This is a genomic window from Pseudarthrobacter sp. MDT3-1 (genome assembly GCF_054510755.1).
On sequence record NZ_JBTNDX010000002.1, the window covers coordinates 147751 to 163776 of the forward strand.

At 67.2% G+C, this 16026-nt stretch carries 15 protein-coding genes; 5 read left to right on the forward strand and 10 right to left on the reverse strand.

Annotated features, from left to right (window positions below; genetic code table 11):
• The first annotated feature begins 43 nt into the window (after window positions 1-43).
• The 4 genes from ACX80X_RS02010 to ACX80X_RS02025 all read left to right on the forward strand — a co-directional run bounded on the left by ACX80X_RS02010 (window position 44) and on the right by ACX80X_RS02025 (window position 3509).
• Complete coding sequence (locus ACX80X_RS02010; RefSeq protein ID WP_252598267.1) at window positions 44-751, forward strand: 3'-5' exonuclease; 708 nt, start codon at window positions 44-46, stop codon at window positions 749-751.
• 306 nt (window positions 752-1057) lie between these two features.
• Window positions 1058-1993 (forward strand): ABC transporter substrate-binding protein, encoded by a 936-nt coding sequence (locus tag ACX80X_RS02015; RefSeq protein ID WP_252598268.1) that lies wholly within the window; start codon window positions 1058-1060, stop codon window positions 1991-1993.
• A gap of 17 nt (window positions 1994-2010) precedes the next feature.
• Complete coding sequence (locus ACX80X_RS02020) at window positions 2011-2775, forward strand: amino acid ABC transporter permease (RefSeq protein ID WP_459311075.1); 765 nt, start codon at window positions 2011-2013, stop codon at window positions 2773-2775.
• Window positions 2772-3509 carry an amino acid ABC transporter ATP-binding protein gene (locus ACX80X_RS02025; RefSeq protein WP_459311077.1) on the forward strand — a complete coding sequence of 246 codons (738 nt, stop codon included), beginning with the start codon at window positions 2772-2774 and terminating at the stop codon, window positions 3507-3509. Before ACX80X_RS02020 ends, ACX80X_RS02025 begins: the two co-directional genes overlap by 4 nt.
• Before the next feature lie 125 nt (window positions 3510-3634).
• Here ACX80X_RS02025 and hemL read toward each other — a convergent pair whose 3' ends face one another.
• The 10 genes from hemL to hemE all read right to left on the reverse strand — a co-directional run bounded on the left by hemL (window position 3635) and on the right by hemE (window position 14548).
• The gene (gene hemL, locus ACX80X_RS02030) at window positions 3635-4954 is read right to left on the reverse strand and encodes a glutamate-1-semialdehyde 2,1-aminomutase (protein ID WP_252598270.1); all 1320 of its coding nucleotides are present in this window, start codon (window positions 4952-4954) and stop codon (window positions 3635-3637) included.
• A gap of 94 nt (window positions 4955-5048) precedes the next feature.
• Window positions 5049-6167, reverse strand: coding sequence for an LLM class flavin-dependent oxidoreductase (locus ACX80X_RS02035; RefSeq protein ID WP_252609023.1), 1119 nt, complete (start codon window positions 6165-6167; stop codon window positions 5049-5051).
• 43 nt (window positions 6168-6210) lie between these two features.
• Window positions 6211-7191 carry a porphobilinogen synthase gene (gene hemB / locus ACX80X_RS02040; protein WP_058931884.1) on the reverse strand — a complete coding sequence of 327 codons (981 nt, stop codon included), beginning with the start codon at window positions 7189-7191 and terminating at the stop codon, window positions 6211-6213.
• A complete protein-coding gene (locus ACX80X_RS02045; protein ID WP_459311079.1) occupies window positions 7188-8063 on the reverse strand; it encodes a uroporphyrinogen-III synthase in 876 nt (291 codons plus the stop codon). Before ACX80X_RS02045 ends, hemB begins: the two co-directional genes overlap by 4 nt.
• Window positions 8050-9033, reverse strand: coding sequence for a hydroxymethylbilane synthase (gene hemC, locus ACX80X_RS02050; protein ID WP_252598273.1), 984 nt, complete (start codon window positions 9031-9033; stop codon window positions 8050-8052). Before hemC ends, ACX80X_RS02045 begins: the two co-directional genes overlap by 14 nt.
• Window positions 9030-10295 (reverse strand): ferrochelatase, encoded by a 1266-nt coding sequence (locus ACX80X_RS02055; RefSeq protein WP_252598274.1) that lies wholly within the window; start codon window positions 10293-10295, stop codon window positions 9030-9032. Before ACX80X_RS02055 ends, hemC begins: the two co-directional genes overlap by 4 nt.
• Window positions 10292-10993, reverse strand: a complete 702-nt coding sequence (hemQ, locus tag ACX80X_RS02060) for a hydrogen peroxide-dependent heme synthase (protein ID WP_252598275.1) — start codon at window positions 10991-10993, stop codon at window positions 10292-10294. The genes ACX80X_RS02055 and hemQ overlap by 4 nt, the downstream gene beginning before the upstream one ends.
• Before the next feature lie 120 nt (window positions 10994-11113).
• The gene (locus ACX80X_RS02065) at window positions 11114-11881 is read right to left on the reverse strand and encodes a hypothetical protein (RefSeq protein ID WP_459311081.1); all 768 of its coding nucleotides are present in this window, start codon (window positions 11879-11881) and stop codon (window positions 11114-11116) included.
• A 101-nt stretch (window positions 11882-11982) separates the two neighbouring features.
• On the reverse strand, window positions 11983-13425 hold the full coding sequence (hemG, locus tag ACX80X_RS02070) for a protoporphyrinogen oxidase (protein WP_459311083.1): 1443 nt from the start codon (window positions 13423-13425) through the stop codon (window positions 11983-11985).
• A gap of 4 nt (window positions 13426-13429) precedes the next feature.
• Window positions 13430-14548 (reverse strand): uroporphyrinogen decarboxylase, encoded by a 1119-nt coding sequence (hemE, locus tag ACX80X_RS02075; protein ID WP_252598278.1) that lies wholly within the window; start codon window positions 14546-14548, stop codon window positions 13430-13432.
• A gap of 158 nt (window positions 14549-14706) precedes the next feature.
• Between hemE and ACX80X_RS02080 the strand changes: the two genes are divergently transcribed.
• A complete protein-coding gene (locus ACX80X_RS02080) occupies window positions 14707-16020 on the forward strand; it encodes a glutamyl-tRNA reductase (protein ID WP_252598279.1) in 1314 nt (437 codons plus the stop codon).
• Window positions 16021-16026 lie beyond the last annotated feature (6 nt).

The window sequence follows — 16026 nt, forward strand, 5'->3', positions numbered from 1 at the left end:
GGCGCTGCACGATCCTGTCGGTGCTGGCCGGTAGCGTTGAAGCATGACCACCTGGAACACCCTTCCCCGCGCAGCCTTCGATCTCGAAACCACCGGACGGAATTCGCGTGCCGCGCGCATCGTCACGGCGTCGGTCACCGTGGTGGACCACAAGGGGGACGTGATCACCGAACACGAATGGCTGGCCGATCCCGGCGTCGAAATCCCTACCGAGGCCAGCGATATCCACGGCATCACCACGGAGCAGGCCCGGCGTGAGGGACGGCCTGTCCATGAAGTCACCGCGGAGCTCGCCACTGTCCTGCAGGACCTGTTCGACGCCGGCATTCCGGTCATTGCCTTCAATGCCAGCTACGATTTCACCGTCCTGGCCGCTGAGTCCGCCCGCTACGGCGTCCGGCAGTTGAGCCGGTTCCCTGTCCTGGACCCGTTCATCATGAACAAGCAGGTGGACCGGTACCGCAAGGGAAAGCGCACGTTGACGGCGTTGTGTGAGGAATACGGCATCACGCTGGACAACGCCCATACGTCGGCCGCGGATGCTTTGGCCACGCTCCGGATGCTGGATGCGATGGCCATCAAGTTTCCCAAGCTCAAGATGCCGGCCAGCCAGCTTCACGAACTGCAAAAGGACTGGGCTGTCAGCCAAGCTGCGGACTTCCAGAACTACCTGCGCAAGACCAAGCCCGCCGCCGTGATCGAAGGGGAATGGCCCGTCCTTCCACCGGAAGACGCCAGCGGTGACTTCTAGTTGAGAGCTAACTCACATTTAGCCCGGAACCGCTGACTGCGGCTGCCGGAACCCGTAGATTCGGCCGCGCGGGAAGCTTTCATTCATCAGATGTTCAGGAAGAGTCAACTGCAGCCACTAATTCGGCAAGAGGCGCATTGAAGCAAGGTCTTATTCGTCCGAAGGCGCTGAAAGCCGGAAATGAGATGATTAAGTTCAGCGGTAATCCCGCCCCGGCCGGCCGGCATTTGGGAGCAAGGCGCCAGGCGCCTGACGCGCAGCCTTCGGCCCGGTTGATCTTATGACTCTGATGAAAGTGACTTTCTCATGAAGACCAAAGCCATGAAGTGGCTGACCAGCGTTCCGGTCGCGGTTGCGCTGGCTGTCTCGCTGGCCGCCTGCGGTAGCGGGACTGCCCAGCCGAGCGGCACGCCCACCGATGCCCTCGCCGGCAGTGACCAGCAGACGCTGGACAAGTACACCACCGCCGACGTCACGCCGTTGGACCAGATCGACAAGACCAAGCTGGGCCTCAACACCGAAGGCAAGCTTGAAGTTGGCACGCTCTCCGACGCCCCGCCGAATATCTTCATCGACCCCGCCGGCAAGTTCACCGGCTACGACAACGAGCTCCTGCGCGCCGTTGCCGGCAAGCTTGGCCTCGAGGTCGAGTTCGTAGCCACCGACTTCTCGGCGCTGCTCTCCCAGGTACAGACTAAGCAGTTCGATGTGGGATCGTCCTCGATTTCCACCACAGACGCCCGCCGCGCCAACGTGGGCTTCACCAACGGCTACGACTTCGGCTTTATGGCTGTCGTTGCCAAGACCGACAGCGACGTCAAGGGCTTCGCAGACCTGGATGCCAATGTCCGCATCGGCGTTGTCCAGGGCACGGTCCAGGACGACTACGCCACCAACACCCTGAAGCTCGAGCCGGTCCGTTTCCCGGACTACGCCACCGTGTACGCCAACGTGCGCAACGGCCAGATCGATGCCTGGGTGGCACCCTCGCAGCAGGCCACCGGCCAGGTGAAGGACGGCGACGGAACTGTCATCGCCGAGTCTGTTGTGAACACCCAGAACTTCACCGCTTACGCCGTGAACAAGGACAACAAGGCCCTGATCGACGCTTTGAACTCCGGCCTTGATGCCGTAATTGCTGACGGCACCTGGTCCAAGCTGACCAAGGAATGGTACCCGGACCGCGAGACCCCCGCCGACTGGAAGCCGGGAAGCAAAGCTGCTCCGGCTCCCCAGAGCTGATCTGGACTTAACCGCTTATGGATCTCCTGGACCAGCTGGGTGAAACCTTCCTCAACTGGGAGGAAATGGCGAAAGTCGTTCCTTCCTTTCTCACGGTGGGCTTGCCCAACACCCTGATCCTGGCCTTGGCCTCGGGCATCCTCGGCTCCTTGCTGGGGCTACTGCTCGCGCTGATGGGCATTTCCCGGAATCCCGTCGCCCGCTGGGCAGCTCGGATCTACACCGACCTGTTCCGCGGCCTGCCCGCCATTTTGGTCATCCTGGTGATCGGTATTGGGCTCAGCCCCATCGCTCGGGAACTCACCGGTAACCGGAACCCCTATCCGCTCGGGATCCTGGCTCTGACGTTGATCGCCGGCGCCTACATCGGCGAGATCTTCCGTTCCGGAATCCAGAGCGTGGAGAAGGGCCAGTTGGAGGCCTCGCGCGCTTTGGGGTTCAGCTACGGCAAGTCCATGCGCCTGGTGGTGGTGCCACAGGGCATCCGCCGCGTGCTGCCTGCCTTGGTGAACCAGTTCATCTCGCTGCTGAAGGATTCCTCCCTGGTGTTTGTGCTGGGCCTGGCAGCCTCCGACCGCGAGATTTTCCGGATCGGTAACGATGCCATGGCCAACACTGGGAACCTTTCGCCGCTGGTGGCCGCCGGCGTTCTGTATCTGATCCTGACCGTGCCGCTGACACACTTCGTGAACTTCATCGACAACCGGCTCCGTACTGGCCGGCCGGAGAAGAAGGAACCGGACGAGCTGGCGGCACCTATCGGCAAGGGGGCACAGGCATGACGGAGTTTACTTCCGGCACCCTGACCGGCAAGAACCTGCACCTTTCGTTCGGGCATAACCATGTGCTCCGCGGCATCGCCCTCCACGTGGAGAAGGGCACTACGGCTTCGGTCATCGGCCCGTCTGGCTCTGGAAAGTCGACGCTCCTGCGCGTCATGAACCGGCTGATCGAACCGGACCAGGGCGACATCCTGCTGGATGGTCGGTCGGTCCTGAAGGACAACCCGGACGAGCTGCGCCAGCGGATCGGCATGGTGTTCCAGCAGTTCAACCTGTTCCCGCACAAGACGGTGTTGGACAACGTCTCGCTCGCGCTGCGAAAGCTCCGGAAGCTCTCCAAGGACGAGGCGCGCGCCGAGGCCCTGGAGCAGCTGGACCTGGTGGGCCTCAAGCACAAAGCCGATGCCCGCCCGGCCAACCTCTCCGGCGGCCAGCAGCAGCGCGTTGCAATCGCCCGTGCGTTGGCCATGAAGCCTGAGGTGATGTTCTTTGACGAGGCCACCTCCGCCCTCGACCCCGAGCTCGTTAAGGGCGTCCTGGCGCTGATGACCGACCTCGCCAAGGGCGGCATGACCATGGTGGTGGTGACCCACGAGATGGGCTTCTCCCGCAACGTCTCGGACACTGTCACGTTTATGGACGCCGGCGTGGTGGTCGAATCGGGTCCGCCCGAGCAGATCTTCACGGCGCCCGCAACTGACCGCCTGAAGGGCTTCCTTTCGGACGTGCTGTAGACGCGCCAACAGGAAATCCCCGTCTCCCGGACATTTCCCCCACGCTTTGTGCGGGGATTTGTCCGGGAGACGGGGATTTTCTTGCTTCAGCCGTTGCGGGCGCCGGTCAACGGCCGACGGCGGCGCTAGGCCTTCGCGGCAGCTGCAGCCTTCGCGGCGGCCGGGAGGGCGTCAAAGATTCGGTTCATCGCGGCGTCGTCGTGGGCGGCCGAGAGGAACCAGGCCTCGAAGACCGACGGCGGCAGGTAAACGCCGGTTTCCAGCATGGAGTGGAAGAACGGCGCGTACCGGAAGGTTTCCTGGGCCTGGGCGTCAGCGTAGTTGTGGACGCCGTTGGCGGACGTGCCGAATGCCACGGAGAAGAGGTTTCCGGCGAACTGGACGGAGTGGTCCACACCGGCACTGTCCAGGGCAGCGGACAGCGCCGAGGAGAGTTCCAGCGAGCGGGCGTCCACAAAGGAGTACACGTCGCGGGTGGCGTGCGTCAGCGTGGCTACGCCGGCTGCCATGGCCACGGGGTTCCCGGAGAGTGTCCCTGCCTGGTACACCGGGCCGAGGGGTGCAAGGTAGTCCATAACGTCCGCACGCCCGCCGAGGGCCGCCGTCGGCATTCCGCCGCCGATGACCTTGCCGAACGTGAGCAGGTCGGGGGTCCACGGCTCCGTCGCGTCAGCAGCACCGCCGGTGAGTCCCCAGTAGCCGGAGTAGCCGGTGCGGAAGCCGGTGAGCACTTCGTCCAGGATCAGCAGGGCGCCGTGCTCGCGGGTGATGCGGGACAGGCCCAGGTTGAAGCCCTCCCTCGGAGTCACCACGCCCATGTTGGCGGGGGCGGCTTCGGTGATGACGGCGGCGATGTTCGGCCCGTGCGCAGCAAAGGCGGCTTCGACGGCGGCGAGGTCGTTGTAGGGCAGGACCAGCGTTTCGGCGGCAGTGGCTGCGGTGACGCCGGCCGAGCCCGGCAGCGCCAGGGTTGCAACACCCGATCCTGCAGCGGCGAGCAGCCCGTCCAGGTGGCCGTGGTAGCAGCCAGCGAACTTGATGATGAGGTTCCGGCCGGTGAAGCCGCGGGCCAGCCGGACGGCCGTCATGGTGGCCTCGGTGCCGGTGGAGACCATACGCACGCGTTCGGCGGCCGGCACGCGCTCCTGGACGATGGCGGCCAGGTTGGCCTCGTCCGGGGTGGACGCGCCGAAGGACAGGCCTCGGTCCACCGCCGCGTGGACCGCCTCCAGTACGGCCGGATGGGCGTGCCCCAGAAGGGCCGGGCCCCAGGAGCAGACCAGGTCGACGTACTCTTTGCCGTCGGCATCGGTCAGGTATGGGCCCTGGGCCGACACCATAAACCGCGGGGTACCGCCCACCGAGCCGAAGGCACGGACGGGTGAGTTGACGCCACCGGGCATCAGGGTCTGGGCACGGGCGAAGAGGTCTTCGGAACGAGTCATGCCCCTATTCTTCCATCACGTGCGGTGGCATCCGGCGCCACGCCATGGTGCGGGCGCCGGATACAGTAGCTGCCGGATCAAGAGGCCGCCTGACTCAGCGGTCCGCGAGCATGTCCGCAAGCTTGTCCGCAACGCGTGGCGCCACCTTGGAACCGAACAGTTCGATGGAGCGCAGCATCTGCTCGTGGGGCAGCGTGCCGCTGCTGTACTTCATCTCGAAGCGGTCCGCACCGAGGGTGCCCTTGAGCCGGGCGATCTTCGCCGCCACGGTCTCCGGGGAACCAACGAACAGGGCGCCGTCCTCGTCGGCCGCGGCTTCGTATTCGCCGCGCCCGGCCGGTCCCCAGCCGCGTTCCGCGCCGATCTTGTTCCGCGTGGCGAGCCAGTGCGGGTAGTACTCCTCGAGGGCCTGCTCGTCAGTTTCGGCCACGTAGCCGGGCGAATGCACGGAGAGTGCCTGCGGTTCCTTACCGGCTTCGGCCAGCGTGCGCCGGTACAGATCGGCATACGGGCGGAAACGCTCGGGCTCGCCGCCGATGATCGCCAGGACCATGGGGTACCCGTAGGTGGCCGTGCGGACTACGGACTGGGGTGAGCCGCCCACTCCGATCCAGGTGGGAAGCAGGCGGCCTTCCACGTGCGGATAGACCATCTGGCCCCGAAGCGACGCCCGGGTGCGGCCGTCCCAGTTCACCGGGTTCTGGGAGCGGACGCGGTCATAGATGTCCAGCTTCTCCTCGAACAGCGCGTCGTAGTCGCCCAGGTCGTAGCCAAAGAGCGGGAAGGACTCGGTGAACGAACCCCTGCCCAGGATCACTTCGGCGCGGCCGTTGGAGACGGCGTCGAGTGTGGCGAAGCGCTGGAAGACGCGGATGGGATCGTCCGAGCTCAGGACCGTGACGGCACTGCCGAGCCGGATGTTTTCCGTGGCCGTGGCGATGGCTGCGAGCACCACGTCCGGCGCACTGACGGCGAAGTCCCTGCGGTGGTGCTCCCCCACGCCGAAGGAGTGCAGTCCGACGGCGTCGGCCACCTTGGCCTGTTCCACCACCTGGCGCAGCACCTCCGCGTGGTGCTTGGGTGCGCCGTCGGCAGCCAGGTCGACGTCGCCGAAGGTACTGACGCCCAATAGGATGGTGTCCGCGGGGACAGGGGCAGTGGGGTTGCCCGGGGTGGACGGAGTGGTTACGGAAGGCTCGCTGTTTTCATGCATACGCATACAAACCACCGAGCATCCGGAAACATTCCCTGCCGCGTCAGGATTCCTTGAGCCAGCCTGCTACTTCGGAGGCCCAGTAAGTCAGCACGGTGTTGGCGCCGGCCCGCTTGATGCCGAGGATGGATTCCGTGATGGCACCCCGCCGGTCAATCCAGCCGTTGGCGGCGGCGGCCTCGATCATCGCGTATTCACCCGAGATCTGGTAGGCCGAGACGGGCACGGGACTCATGGCGGCGACGTCGGCCAGGATATCCAGGTAGCTCATGGCCGGCTTCACCATCACCATGTCTGCGCCTTCCTCAAGATCCAGCTCCACCTCAAGGAGGGCTTCGCGGCGGTTGGCGGCGTCCATCTGATAGGTGCGGCGGTCGCCCTTGAGCTGCGAATCCACGGCTTCCCGGAAGGGACCGTAGAAGGCGGAGGCGTACTTGGCAGCGTAGGCCAGGATGACGGTGTTTTTGTGGCCGGATTCCTCAAGGGCCTGGCGGATCACGGCGATCTGGCCGTCCATCATGCCGGAGGGCCCCAGCACATGGGCGCCCGCGTCAGCCTGGGCCACGGCCATCTGGCCGTAGATCTCCAGCGTGGCGTCGTTGTCCACATAGCCATCGGCGTCCAGGACGCCGCAGTGGCCGTGGTCGGTGAATTCGTCCAGGCAGACATCGCCCATGATGACCAGGTCGTCGCCCACCTCGGCGCGGACGTCGCGGATGGCTTTATTGAGCACGCCGTCCGGGTCCAGGGAGGCGGTGCCGCGGGCATCGCGCACGGCGGGCACGCCAAAGAGCATGATGCCGCCGACGCCCAGTTCCACGGCTTCCGCGGCGGCGCGCTTTAGCGAGTCGGTGGTGTGCTGGACGACGCCGGGCATGGAGGTGATGGGCGACGGTTCGCTGAGGCCTTCGCGGATGAACGCGGGCAGGATCAGGTCGGCAGGCGCCAGGCGGTATTCGGCGGTGAGCCGGCGCATGGCGGGCGTGGTGCGGAGGCGGCGCGGGCGGTGGTTCGGAAAGCTCATCGGGTGTTCCCTTCGTTGGCAAATACGGTGCCCAGCGCGGCCACTATGCCGTCCGGGGTGGGGACTTGGGCGGTGGCGGCCACCGGGATGCCAAGGGCGGCAGCTTCTGCCGCCGTCGGGCGTCCGATGGCGATGAAACGGCAGCGGCCCAGCGGCAGGAGGGTCGCTGCAATGCGCCGCGCGGCGCTTGGCGAGGCGGCCACGACGGCGTCGAGCGTCCCGGCGTCGAGCTCCCTGCGGGTCTGCGACTGACTGAGCTCACGGGGAGCGAAAGCGTGGGAGATTCCGACGGCGGACGGCAGTTCCGCCTCCAGGCGGAGTTCTTGCCGGGCCGGGTAGTCCACGGTGTGGTAGGCCACAACTGCGGTGACGTCGGCACCCTTGGCTGCCAGGCCATCGCGCAGTTCAGGGGCCGCGATGTCGGCCTGTGGCAGCAGCACGCGCGCCGGCGCGGCGGTCCACAGTTCCACGAGCCCTTCGGCGGACTGGATATCCACCGGGGCCAGCGCCACAGGAATGCCCGCGGCCTCGAGGATCCGCCGGGAGGACGGTCCGATGGTGGCCACCCTCGTTCCCGCCGGCACCAGTCCGGCCGGCGTGGTGCCGCGCTCAACCGCTTTTTCCACGAGCACACGCACCGCGGTGATGCTGCTGACCACCAGCCAGTCGAAGCCCCCGGCCACCAGATCATCCAGCGCGGCATCGAGAGCCGACAGGTCCGCGGCCCGTTCAAAGTCGATGAGCGGCAAAAGCAACGGTTCGGCCCCCAGACCGCCGAGCAGCGCGGCCAGCGGCCCGGCACGGTCGGCGCTACGGGTGATCAGGACGCGACGGCCACCCAGAGCGCCCGCCAGGTCATCAGGAGGCTGCAAGGTCCGCGATCTCCGCGGCGCCGGCAGCCAGCAGGAGCTCGGCCACCTCGATGCCGAGCAGCGTGGCACCAACCTCGGTGAGACCGTCGGTTGCCTTCTTTTCGCGCACAGTCTTGGTGCCGTCCACGGCGCACACCGCCGCCTCGAGGTACAGCATGCTGCCCTTGCGGTACGCGAAGGCACCCACGGGGGCGGCGCAGCCGGCCTCGAGGCGGGCCAGCACGGCACGCTCGGCGGTCACGGCGAGGCGGGTGTCCTCATCGTTGAGCGCGGCCAGGGCCTGCGCCAAAACACTCTGCGACCCCTCGGTGGAACCTGCCTTGCGCGGGGCGTCAGCCGTCCGGCATTCGATGGCCAGCGAACCCTGTCCGGGCGCCGGCAGCATCACGTCCATCTCGAAAAATTCGCTGACGGCGTCCAGGCGGCCGATGCGTTCCAGGCCTGCGGCGGCCAGTACGACGGCGTCCAGGTCACCCGGTGCGCCGGCGGCGTTTCCGGGCAGGCCGGGCACGCGGCCCAGACGGGTATCCACATTGCCGCGGATGTCCTGCACTTCCAGGTCAGGGCGGGCGGCACGCAACTGGGCAGCTCGGCGCGGAGAGCCGGTGCCCACCTTGGCGCCTTGAGGCAGATCAGCCAGCTTTAGGCCGTCGCGGGCGCACAGGACGTCCCGCACGTCCGCACGCTTGGGCGTTGCGGCGATGGTGAGGCCCGGCGCGGCGCCCGTGGGAAGGTCCTTGAGTGAGTGCACAGCGACATCGCAGGTGTCCTGCAGGAGGGCATCGCGCAGGGCGGCGACAAACACCCCGGTGCCGCCCATCTGGGACAGGGACCCTGTCCTGACGTCGCCCTCGGTGGTGATGTGCACCAGCTCCACGGGGAAGCCTCCGACGGCGGCCAGCTGGTCCGCCGTCTGCTGGGTCTGGGTCAGGGCGAGCTTGCTGGCCCTGGTTCCGATCCGTACGGTCACGGGGTTCCTTCTCTCCCGGGAGCGCCCGCAGATGCGCCCGGGTATGCGTCGTGTCCGGTGCCGACGGTGGTGTCGGCTCCGGCGATGGTGGGCTTTTCGCCGCGGAAGTTCGCGCAGCATCCCGGCCGGCAGACGTCGTACCAGGGGCCCAGTCCGGTCACGGCGGGCCGGTCGCTGATGTTGTTGGCGAGCGTCCGTTCGGAGATGAGGTCCACCAGGCCGTTCACAAACTTCCGGTGGTTGCCGGGGGTGGGTACACGCGTGGCAGCCAGGCCGAGGTTACGGCTGGTTTCCAGAGCTTCGGTGTCCAGGTCCCAGACAACTTCCATGTGGTCGCTGACAAAGCCCAGCGGGACGATGACGACGCCTTTGATGCCCTGGCCAGCCAGGTCGGCGATGGCGTCGTTGATGTCCGGTTCCAGCCAGGGCACGTGCGGCGCGCCCGAGCGGGATTGGTAGACGAGCGACCAGGGTGCGGTCAGGCCTGACTCGGCCTGCACTCGGCTGATGACTGCGGCGCCGGTGGCCAGGTGCTGGGCCACGTAGGCGGAACCTTCGTCGAACTCGCGCGGTTCGTCCGCAGACCGTCCGGCGGCCTCGGCATCCCGGGTGGGGATGGAGTGGGTGGCAAAAAGGATGTGCACGGGGGCGTCCGGTGTTCCCGCGGCCGCAAGCTGCGCCCGCACGTCCGCCAGCCCGGCTGCGGTGCCTTCGATGAAGGGCTCCACAAAGCCGGGGTGGTCGAAGTACTGGCGGACCTTGTCCACCTCAAGCCGGCCGTCCAGTCCTGTCTCCGTCAGGGCGATGCCGATGTCCTCGCGGTACTGGCGGCAACTGGAGTAACAGGAGTAGGCACTTGTGGTGACCATCAGCAGTTTGCGGTGGCCGGCGTCGTACGCGTCCTGCAGGGTCTGCGGAATGTAGGGGTCCCAGTTGCGGTTGCCCCACAGCACGGGAAGCTCAATGCCGCGGGCGCTGAGCTCCGCTTCCAGGGCTGCCTTGAGCTCGCGGTTTTGCTGGTTGATGGGGCTGATGCCGCCATTTGCCCGGTAGTGCCGGGAAACCTCTTCCAGCCGCTCGTCCGGGATGCCGCGGCCGCGGGTGACATTGCGTAGGAACGGGATGACGTCGTCCTGGCCTTCGGGCCCGCCAAAGGAGGCCAGCAGGACGCCGTCATAGTTTTTGGGCGCCATCCGGCCGGCTTCGGTGACCGGGTTGATTCCGGTGAGCACGGCGCCCGCCGCAGGATCGGGCTGGGTCATGCGAGGACCTCAGCGACCTCGGCTGCGGTGATGCGGCGGCCGGTGTAGAACGGGATTTCCTCCCGTACGTGGTTGCGTGCTTCGGTGGCGCGGAGGTGGCGCATGAGGTCCACGAGGTCCACCAGTTCTGGGGCTTCCAGTCCCAGGATCCATTCCCAGTCTCCCAGGGCGAAGGAGGATACCGTGTTGGAGATGACCTGCGGGAACTCCCGGCCCAGCATACCGTGGTCGCGCAGCATCTTGCCGCGTTCTTCCTCGGGCAGGATGTACCACTCATAGGAGCGCACGAACGGGTAGACGCAGAGCCATTCGGCCGGGGCCACACCGCGTGAGTAAGCGGGGGTGTGGTTCTTGGCGAACTCGGCTTCCCGGTGCACGCCCATGGCGGACCAGACAATCTCGGTTCCGGCGAAAAGCGTGCTGCGGCGGATGTCGCGGATGGCCTGCTGCAGCGCTTCGGGCTTCGGGCCGTGGAGCCACACCATGATGTCGGCGTCGGCGCGCATCGCGGAGACGTCGTAGCTGCCGCGGTGCGTCACGCCGGCCTCGGCCAGGCGGACCAACAGGGCATCGAAATCGGCGGCAGCATCAGCGCTGCGCACCAGTTCCTCGGACCGCTTGAAAACAGTCCAGAGAGTGAAGAACTGCTCGGCTGATTCTTCGGTTTTAGTGACAGATTCGGCAGAAGTGTGGCTCATGGTTACCAGTTTGCCCCTTCCCTACCGCCAAGTCGAAACCAGCGACTTCTACAAGACGTAGAAGTGCTCAATGTCACACGTTCGGCGAAGCGTGGGTTGTGAGCCAATCCGGCACTGAGGTCAGATCTGGCGGATCCGGGCAAAAAGGAGGCCAGCGGCTCCGGCGGACCCCACCAGTCCCACACCAAGCCAGACCTTCGCGGGTTCGGCGGCCGCGGCTGCTGCCGTGGCGGACGCCATGTTGTCCCGGCTGGCAGGCGCGTTTCCGTGGCGCCCCGGTCCCGAAACAGGCGTGGCGTTGGTGCTGTGGGTGTCCGTGGGCTGGTCCGCAGCAGGATCGGCTTCCTGTCCGGCATCCTGCGTCGCGTCTGAGGGGGCACCTGGCTGGCCGTTCGGCTGCGTGCCTGCCGCTGAACCTGCGGTATCCGGGGACGTGCTGAGCGGCGCCGGGGCGCTCGACGGCGGGACGGCACCTTGGGGAGCTGTGCCCTGCGGAGTGGTGCCCTGCGGCGCTGGGCTGGCAGATGTCGACGGAGCGGACGACGTCGGCGCCGTGGACGTGGGGGCCGTGGACGTGGGGGCCGGAGACGGTGTGACCGTCGGAGTGGAAGAGCCTGAAGGCGCGGGAGTCGGTTCGGGCGAGGCTTTGGTCTGTCCGCCGGAACCGCCCAGGAGGCCATTCAGCAGGCCGCTGACCCCGGCGAGGTCCCCGTCGGCCGCAACCGCGGCCGACTCTGTGGGTTCGGCGCTGCCGTCAGCCGCCTGCGACGCTGGAACGCCGGCGGACAGGACCAGTACCGCTCCGACGGCAGCCGCTGCAGCGCCACGCCGGAGTCCCCCATGGATACTGGTCCGGGAAAGGGAAGATTCGGACCTGTAAATAACCATAGTTATCGACCCTAGCCACATGAGGGCCTGGATTGAAAACCGGAAACTGCACCCCGGAGTGGTCCTTTCAAGGCCCATATTCCACTGAGCAGGAGCGATGGTCAGCTGAGCAGGCTTCGAATTTCTTTTCGGGTATCGGCCACCACGGCGGCGAGTCCGTTGCCGGCCACCCATCCGCCCACAATGCCGAGGCCGGCCTCTGCCGCGCAGAGCTTCCTTACCTCGGCCACCCGGGCTTTGTGTCCCACGGCCGCGAACGGCAGGGCCCCTTGCCACCTGACAACATCCCAGCCGACGACGTCCGTCCCCTGCACCGGGACGTCCAGCAGCGCCGAAGCGTCGCGCAAGGCAGCAGCCAGTAATTCCGCGTCGAGGGCAGGGGCGGAGCCGCCGCTTTCTGGGGTCGCGGGTTCCGCGGCTTCCAGGCGGCCGTAGGAGAGCCGCAGCACGTGGGTCCCTGGACCTGCCGCAGCGGCCAGCCAATCCCACTTCGCGGTGGCATGCGTGAGGGCTTTTGCCTGGATACCCGGCGTCTGGGGGGCCACCAGGATCCCGGTGCCCCGCGGCCTGCGGTCCAGTTCGGGCAGGTCCACTACTACGGTGACGAGCCGGACATCCGGACCGCTTTCGGGGCTCCTGCCGGCCAGGGCGGGCACGGCCGCCTGAAGCAGCCCCACTGCGGCCGGGCCGGGCAGCGCCACCACCAGCAGGCCGCCGTCGTACGCTGCGTCACCGGCGGTGACGCGCCACCCGTCCGGCGTCCGTTCGACGGCGTCCGCGGCTGTTCCACTCATCAGGGTGACACCGCGGCCGCGGAGATCGCTGAGCAGGGCCGAAACCAGGGTGTGCATCCCGCCGTCGAGGCCGGCGACGGCGGAACCCGCCTTCGCGAGGAACGGCTGGGTGGAGCCGCGCCGCTGGGCGGCCACCGCGGCCGCGAGGGAACCGTGCTCTCGGATTCCGGCCCGGAGGCCGGGGGCCACCATGTCCACGTCCAGGAGTCCGGGGTCCGCGGAGTGCACGCCGCCAACCACCGGGGCTACGAGGCGCTCCAACACGCGGCGGCCCATCCGGGCACGCACCAGCGCCGCGACGCTGGTGACGTCCGCCGACGCACCGAGTGAGGCTGGCAGGTATTTATCAAAGGACGCCCGCAGGGAGCCTACAAACCCCAACGACCGCCTGACCTCCGGGTCCCAGGGGTTGGCGGGAATTCCCAGGACTCCGGTCTTAGGCAGTTCGCGCGGGCCGTCCGGAAGCTGCACCCAGGCACCGCCCGGGCGGGGCGCCACAACCTTGCTACCGAGTCCAAGTTCATCCGCAAGGTCAGCCACGGCTGGGGAGCGTGTGGCGAAGGACTCTGCTCCGCTGTCCAGGGTGAGGCCGGCCACCACGTGGCTGCCCACGCAGCCGCCCCAGGATGCTGTGGCTTCCAGAACGGTGACGGTGTGTCCGGCAGCTGCCAGCTCGCGTGCGGCCAGCAGGCCGGAGATGCCGCCGCCAAGGACGACGGCGGTCTGGGCCGGTGTCTCGGAACTGCCCACGGTCCTACTCCGGGGAAATGGAGTGGATGAGTTCTACAACGCGGGTCAGGACCGTGGGGTCGGTTTCCGGCGGCACCCCGTGTCCAAGGTTGAGCACATGGCCGGGCGCAGAAGCGCCGGCCGCAATGACCGCACGGACATGGGCTTCCAGCACGTCCCACGGCGCGGAAAGCAACGCGGGGTCGATGTTGCCCTGCAGCGGCACCGTTCCACCCAGGCGCCGGTTGGCCTCATCCAGCGGAAGGCGGTAATCCACGCCCACCACGTCCACGCCGACGTCGCGCATGGCAACAAGCAGTTCGGAGGTTCCGGTACCAAAGTGGATCAGCGGCGCGCCGAGGTGGCGGACATGGTCCAGCGCACGGGCCGAGGCAGGTGCCACGAACTTGGTGTAGTCGGCCAGGCCCAGCGACCCTGCCCAGGAATCAAACAGCTGCGCGGCGGAGGCGCCGGCTTCCAGCTGGGCGCGGAGGAACATCCCCGAGGCGTCGGCGGCCCAGTTGGCCAGCGCCGTCCAGGCTTCCGGGTCCGCGTGCATCATGGTGCGCGGGCCCAGGTGGTCACGGGAGGGTTTGCCCTCCACCATGTAGGCGGCGAGGGTGAACGGGGCACCGGCAAAGCCGATCAGCGGGGTTTTGCCCAGCTCGGCGACGGTCAGCCGCACGGCTTCGCGGATCGGTTCCAGCGCTTCCCAGGTCAGCTGGGGCAGGGCGGCAACGTCTGCAGCCGTGCGCACCGGTTTGTCCAGCACGGGGCCCACGCCCGGCACAATGTCCACGCCGACGCCGGCGAGCTTGAGCGGAATGACGATGTCGGAGAAGAAAATGCCAGCGTCCACGTCATGGCGACGGACGGGCTGCAGCGTGATTTCGGCCGCGAGCTCGGGCCGCAGGCAGGAATCCAGCATGGCCACGCCTTCGCGCACCTTCAGGTATTCCGGCAGGGAGCGCCCGGCCTGCCGCATGAACCACACCGGCCGCCGCGACGGCTTGCCGCCACGGTAAGCGGTGATGAGCGGCGAATCTGAGGTGCGGCCGTCCATCAGCGGATGGCCGGCAGCGAGGGCTCTGCCGTTAGACGGGACACTAGGCACGGCATTGGACACGGCGGAGCTGGAAGTCATGCCTTTGATTGTGCCCAAAATCGGCCCTAAAAGATAACGACAGCCTGTCACGGAGAGCCGCCCGGGACGCGCCGTGACAGGAATCATGGCCCTCCACCGCCCGTTGCCGGTTGGCCGGTTGTTCTACCGGGCTACGAAAAAGCTATGATTGGTCTGCTGTGGTTCTTTTTTCATTGGTGGCTACACACGCCGACATCGACCTTGAGACCGTTGCTCAACTGAGCAACGGTGCCTCCGGTATCGCAACATCCGCACTCTCCGGATCGCCGGCAGTGACGGGTGCGATTGTGCTTGCCACCTGCAACCGCTACGAAATCTACGGCGAAGCGCCCCACGCTGACGATGTTGAGGCCGCACGTGCGGCTCTCGTGTCCGAGATCAGCGGACTCAGCGGCCTCAACGAACAGCTCGTGTCCCGCTCCTTCAGCACACGCACCGGCCCCGAAGTCAGCCAGCACCTGTTCGCCGTCAGCGCCGGACTGGACTCCGCCGTGGTGGGTGAACGTGAAATCGCCGGCCAGGTCCGCCGCGCACTCATCACTGCCCAGCACGAGGGCACGGCCAGCTCCGGCCTGGTCCGCCTCTTCCAGGCCGCCTCCAAGACGGCCAAGGACGTCGGAGCGCAGACCGCCCTCGGTTCCAGGGGCCTGTCCATCGTTTCAGTTGCACTGGATCTGGCCACCGATCTTTCCGAAAGCCCCGACTGGTCAGCGAAGAAGGTGGTGGTGTTCGGCACCGGCGCCTACGCCGGCGCCACCATGGCTCTGCTCCGCGAACGGGGCTGCACCGACATCTCCGTGTTCTCCTCGTCGGGACGCGCCGAAGCGTTCGTCGCCACGCGCGGCGGAACAGCGCTGGACAGCGAATCCCTGCCGGTAGCCGTAGCTGCGGCAGACGTTATGATCGGCTGCAGCGGCTCCGACACCCGGGTCGAGGCTGGCGAACTTGCCGAGATCCGCGCGGGCTCTCCCCAGCCGCTGATCGCGATCGACCTCGCCCTCACCCATGACTTTGACCCCGAAGTCGGCCAGCTCGACGGCGTTGAGCTGCTCACGCTGGAATCCGTGCGTTTGGCGGCACCCCAGGAACAGGCCGAGTCCCTCACCCAGGCCAGCGGCATCGTGTCCGGCGCGGCCCAGGCCTTCGAACAGGAACGGGAAGCCCGCTCGGTGGATTCCGCCATCGTGGCGCTCCGCCGGCACACCATGAACGTCCTGGATGCGGAAATGGAACGCGTCCGTGCCCGCCACGGCTGCACCGCCGCCGCCGAGGAAGTGGAGTTCGCCCTCCGCCGGATGGTCAAGCAGCTGCTGCACGTGCCCACTGTCCGTGCCCGTGAGCTCGCCGCCAACGGCCAACAGGACGACTACGTGTCCGCGCTCGAAACTCTCTACGGCATCACCGTGGAGCAGCCGGCCACCGCAGCGCAGGCGGAGTGCCCCGTGGACCACCGGGGCCTCGAAACCGCCTGACCCGCC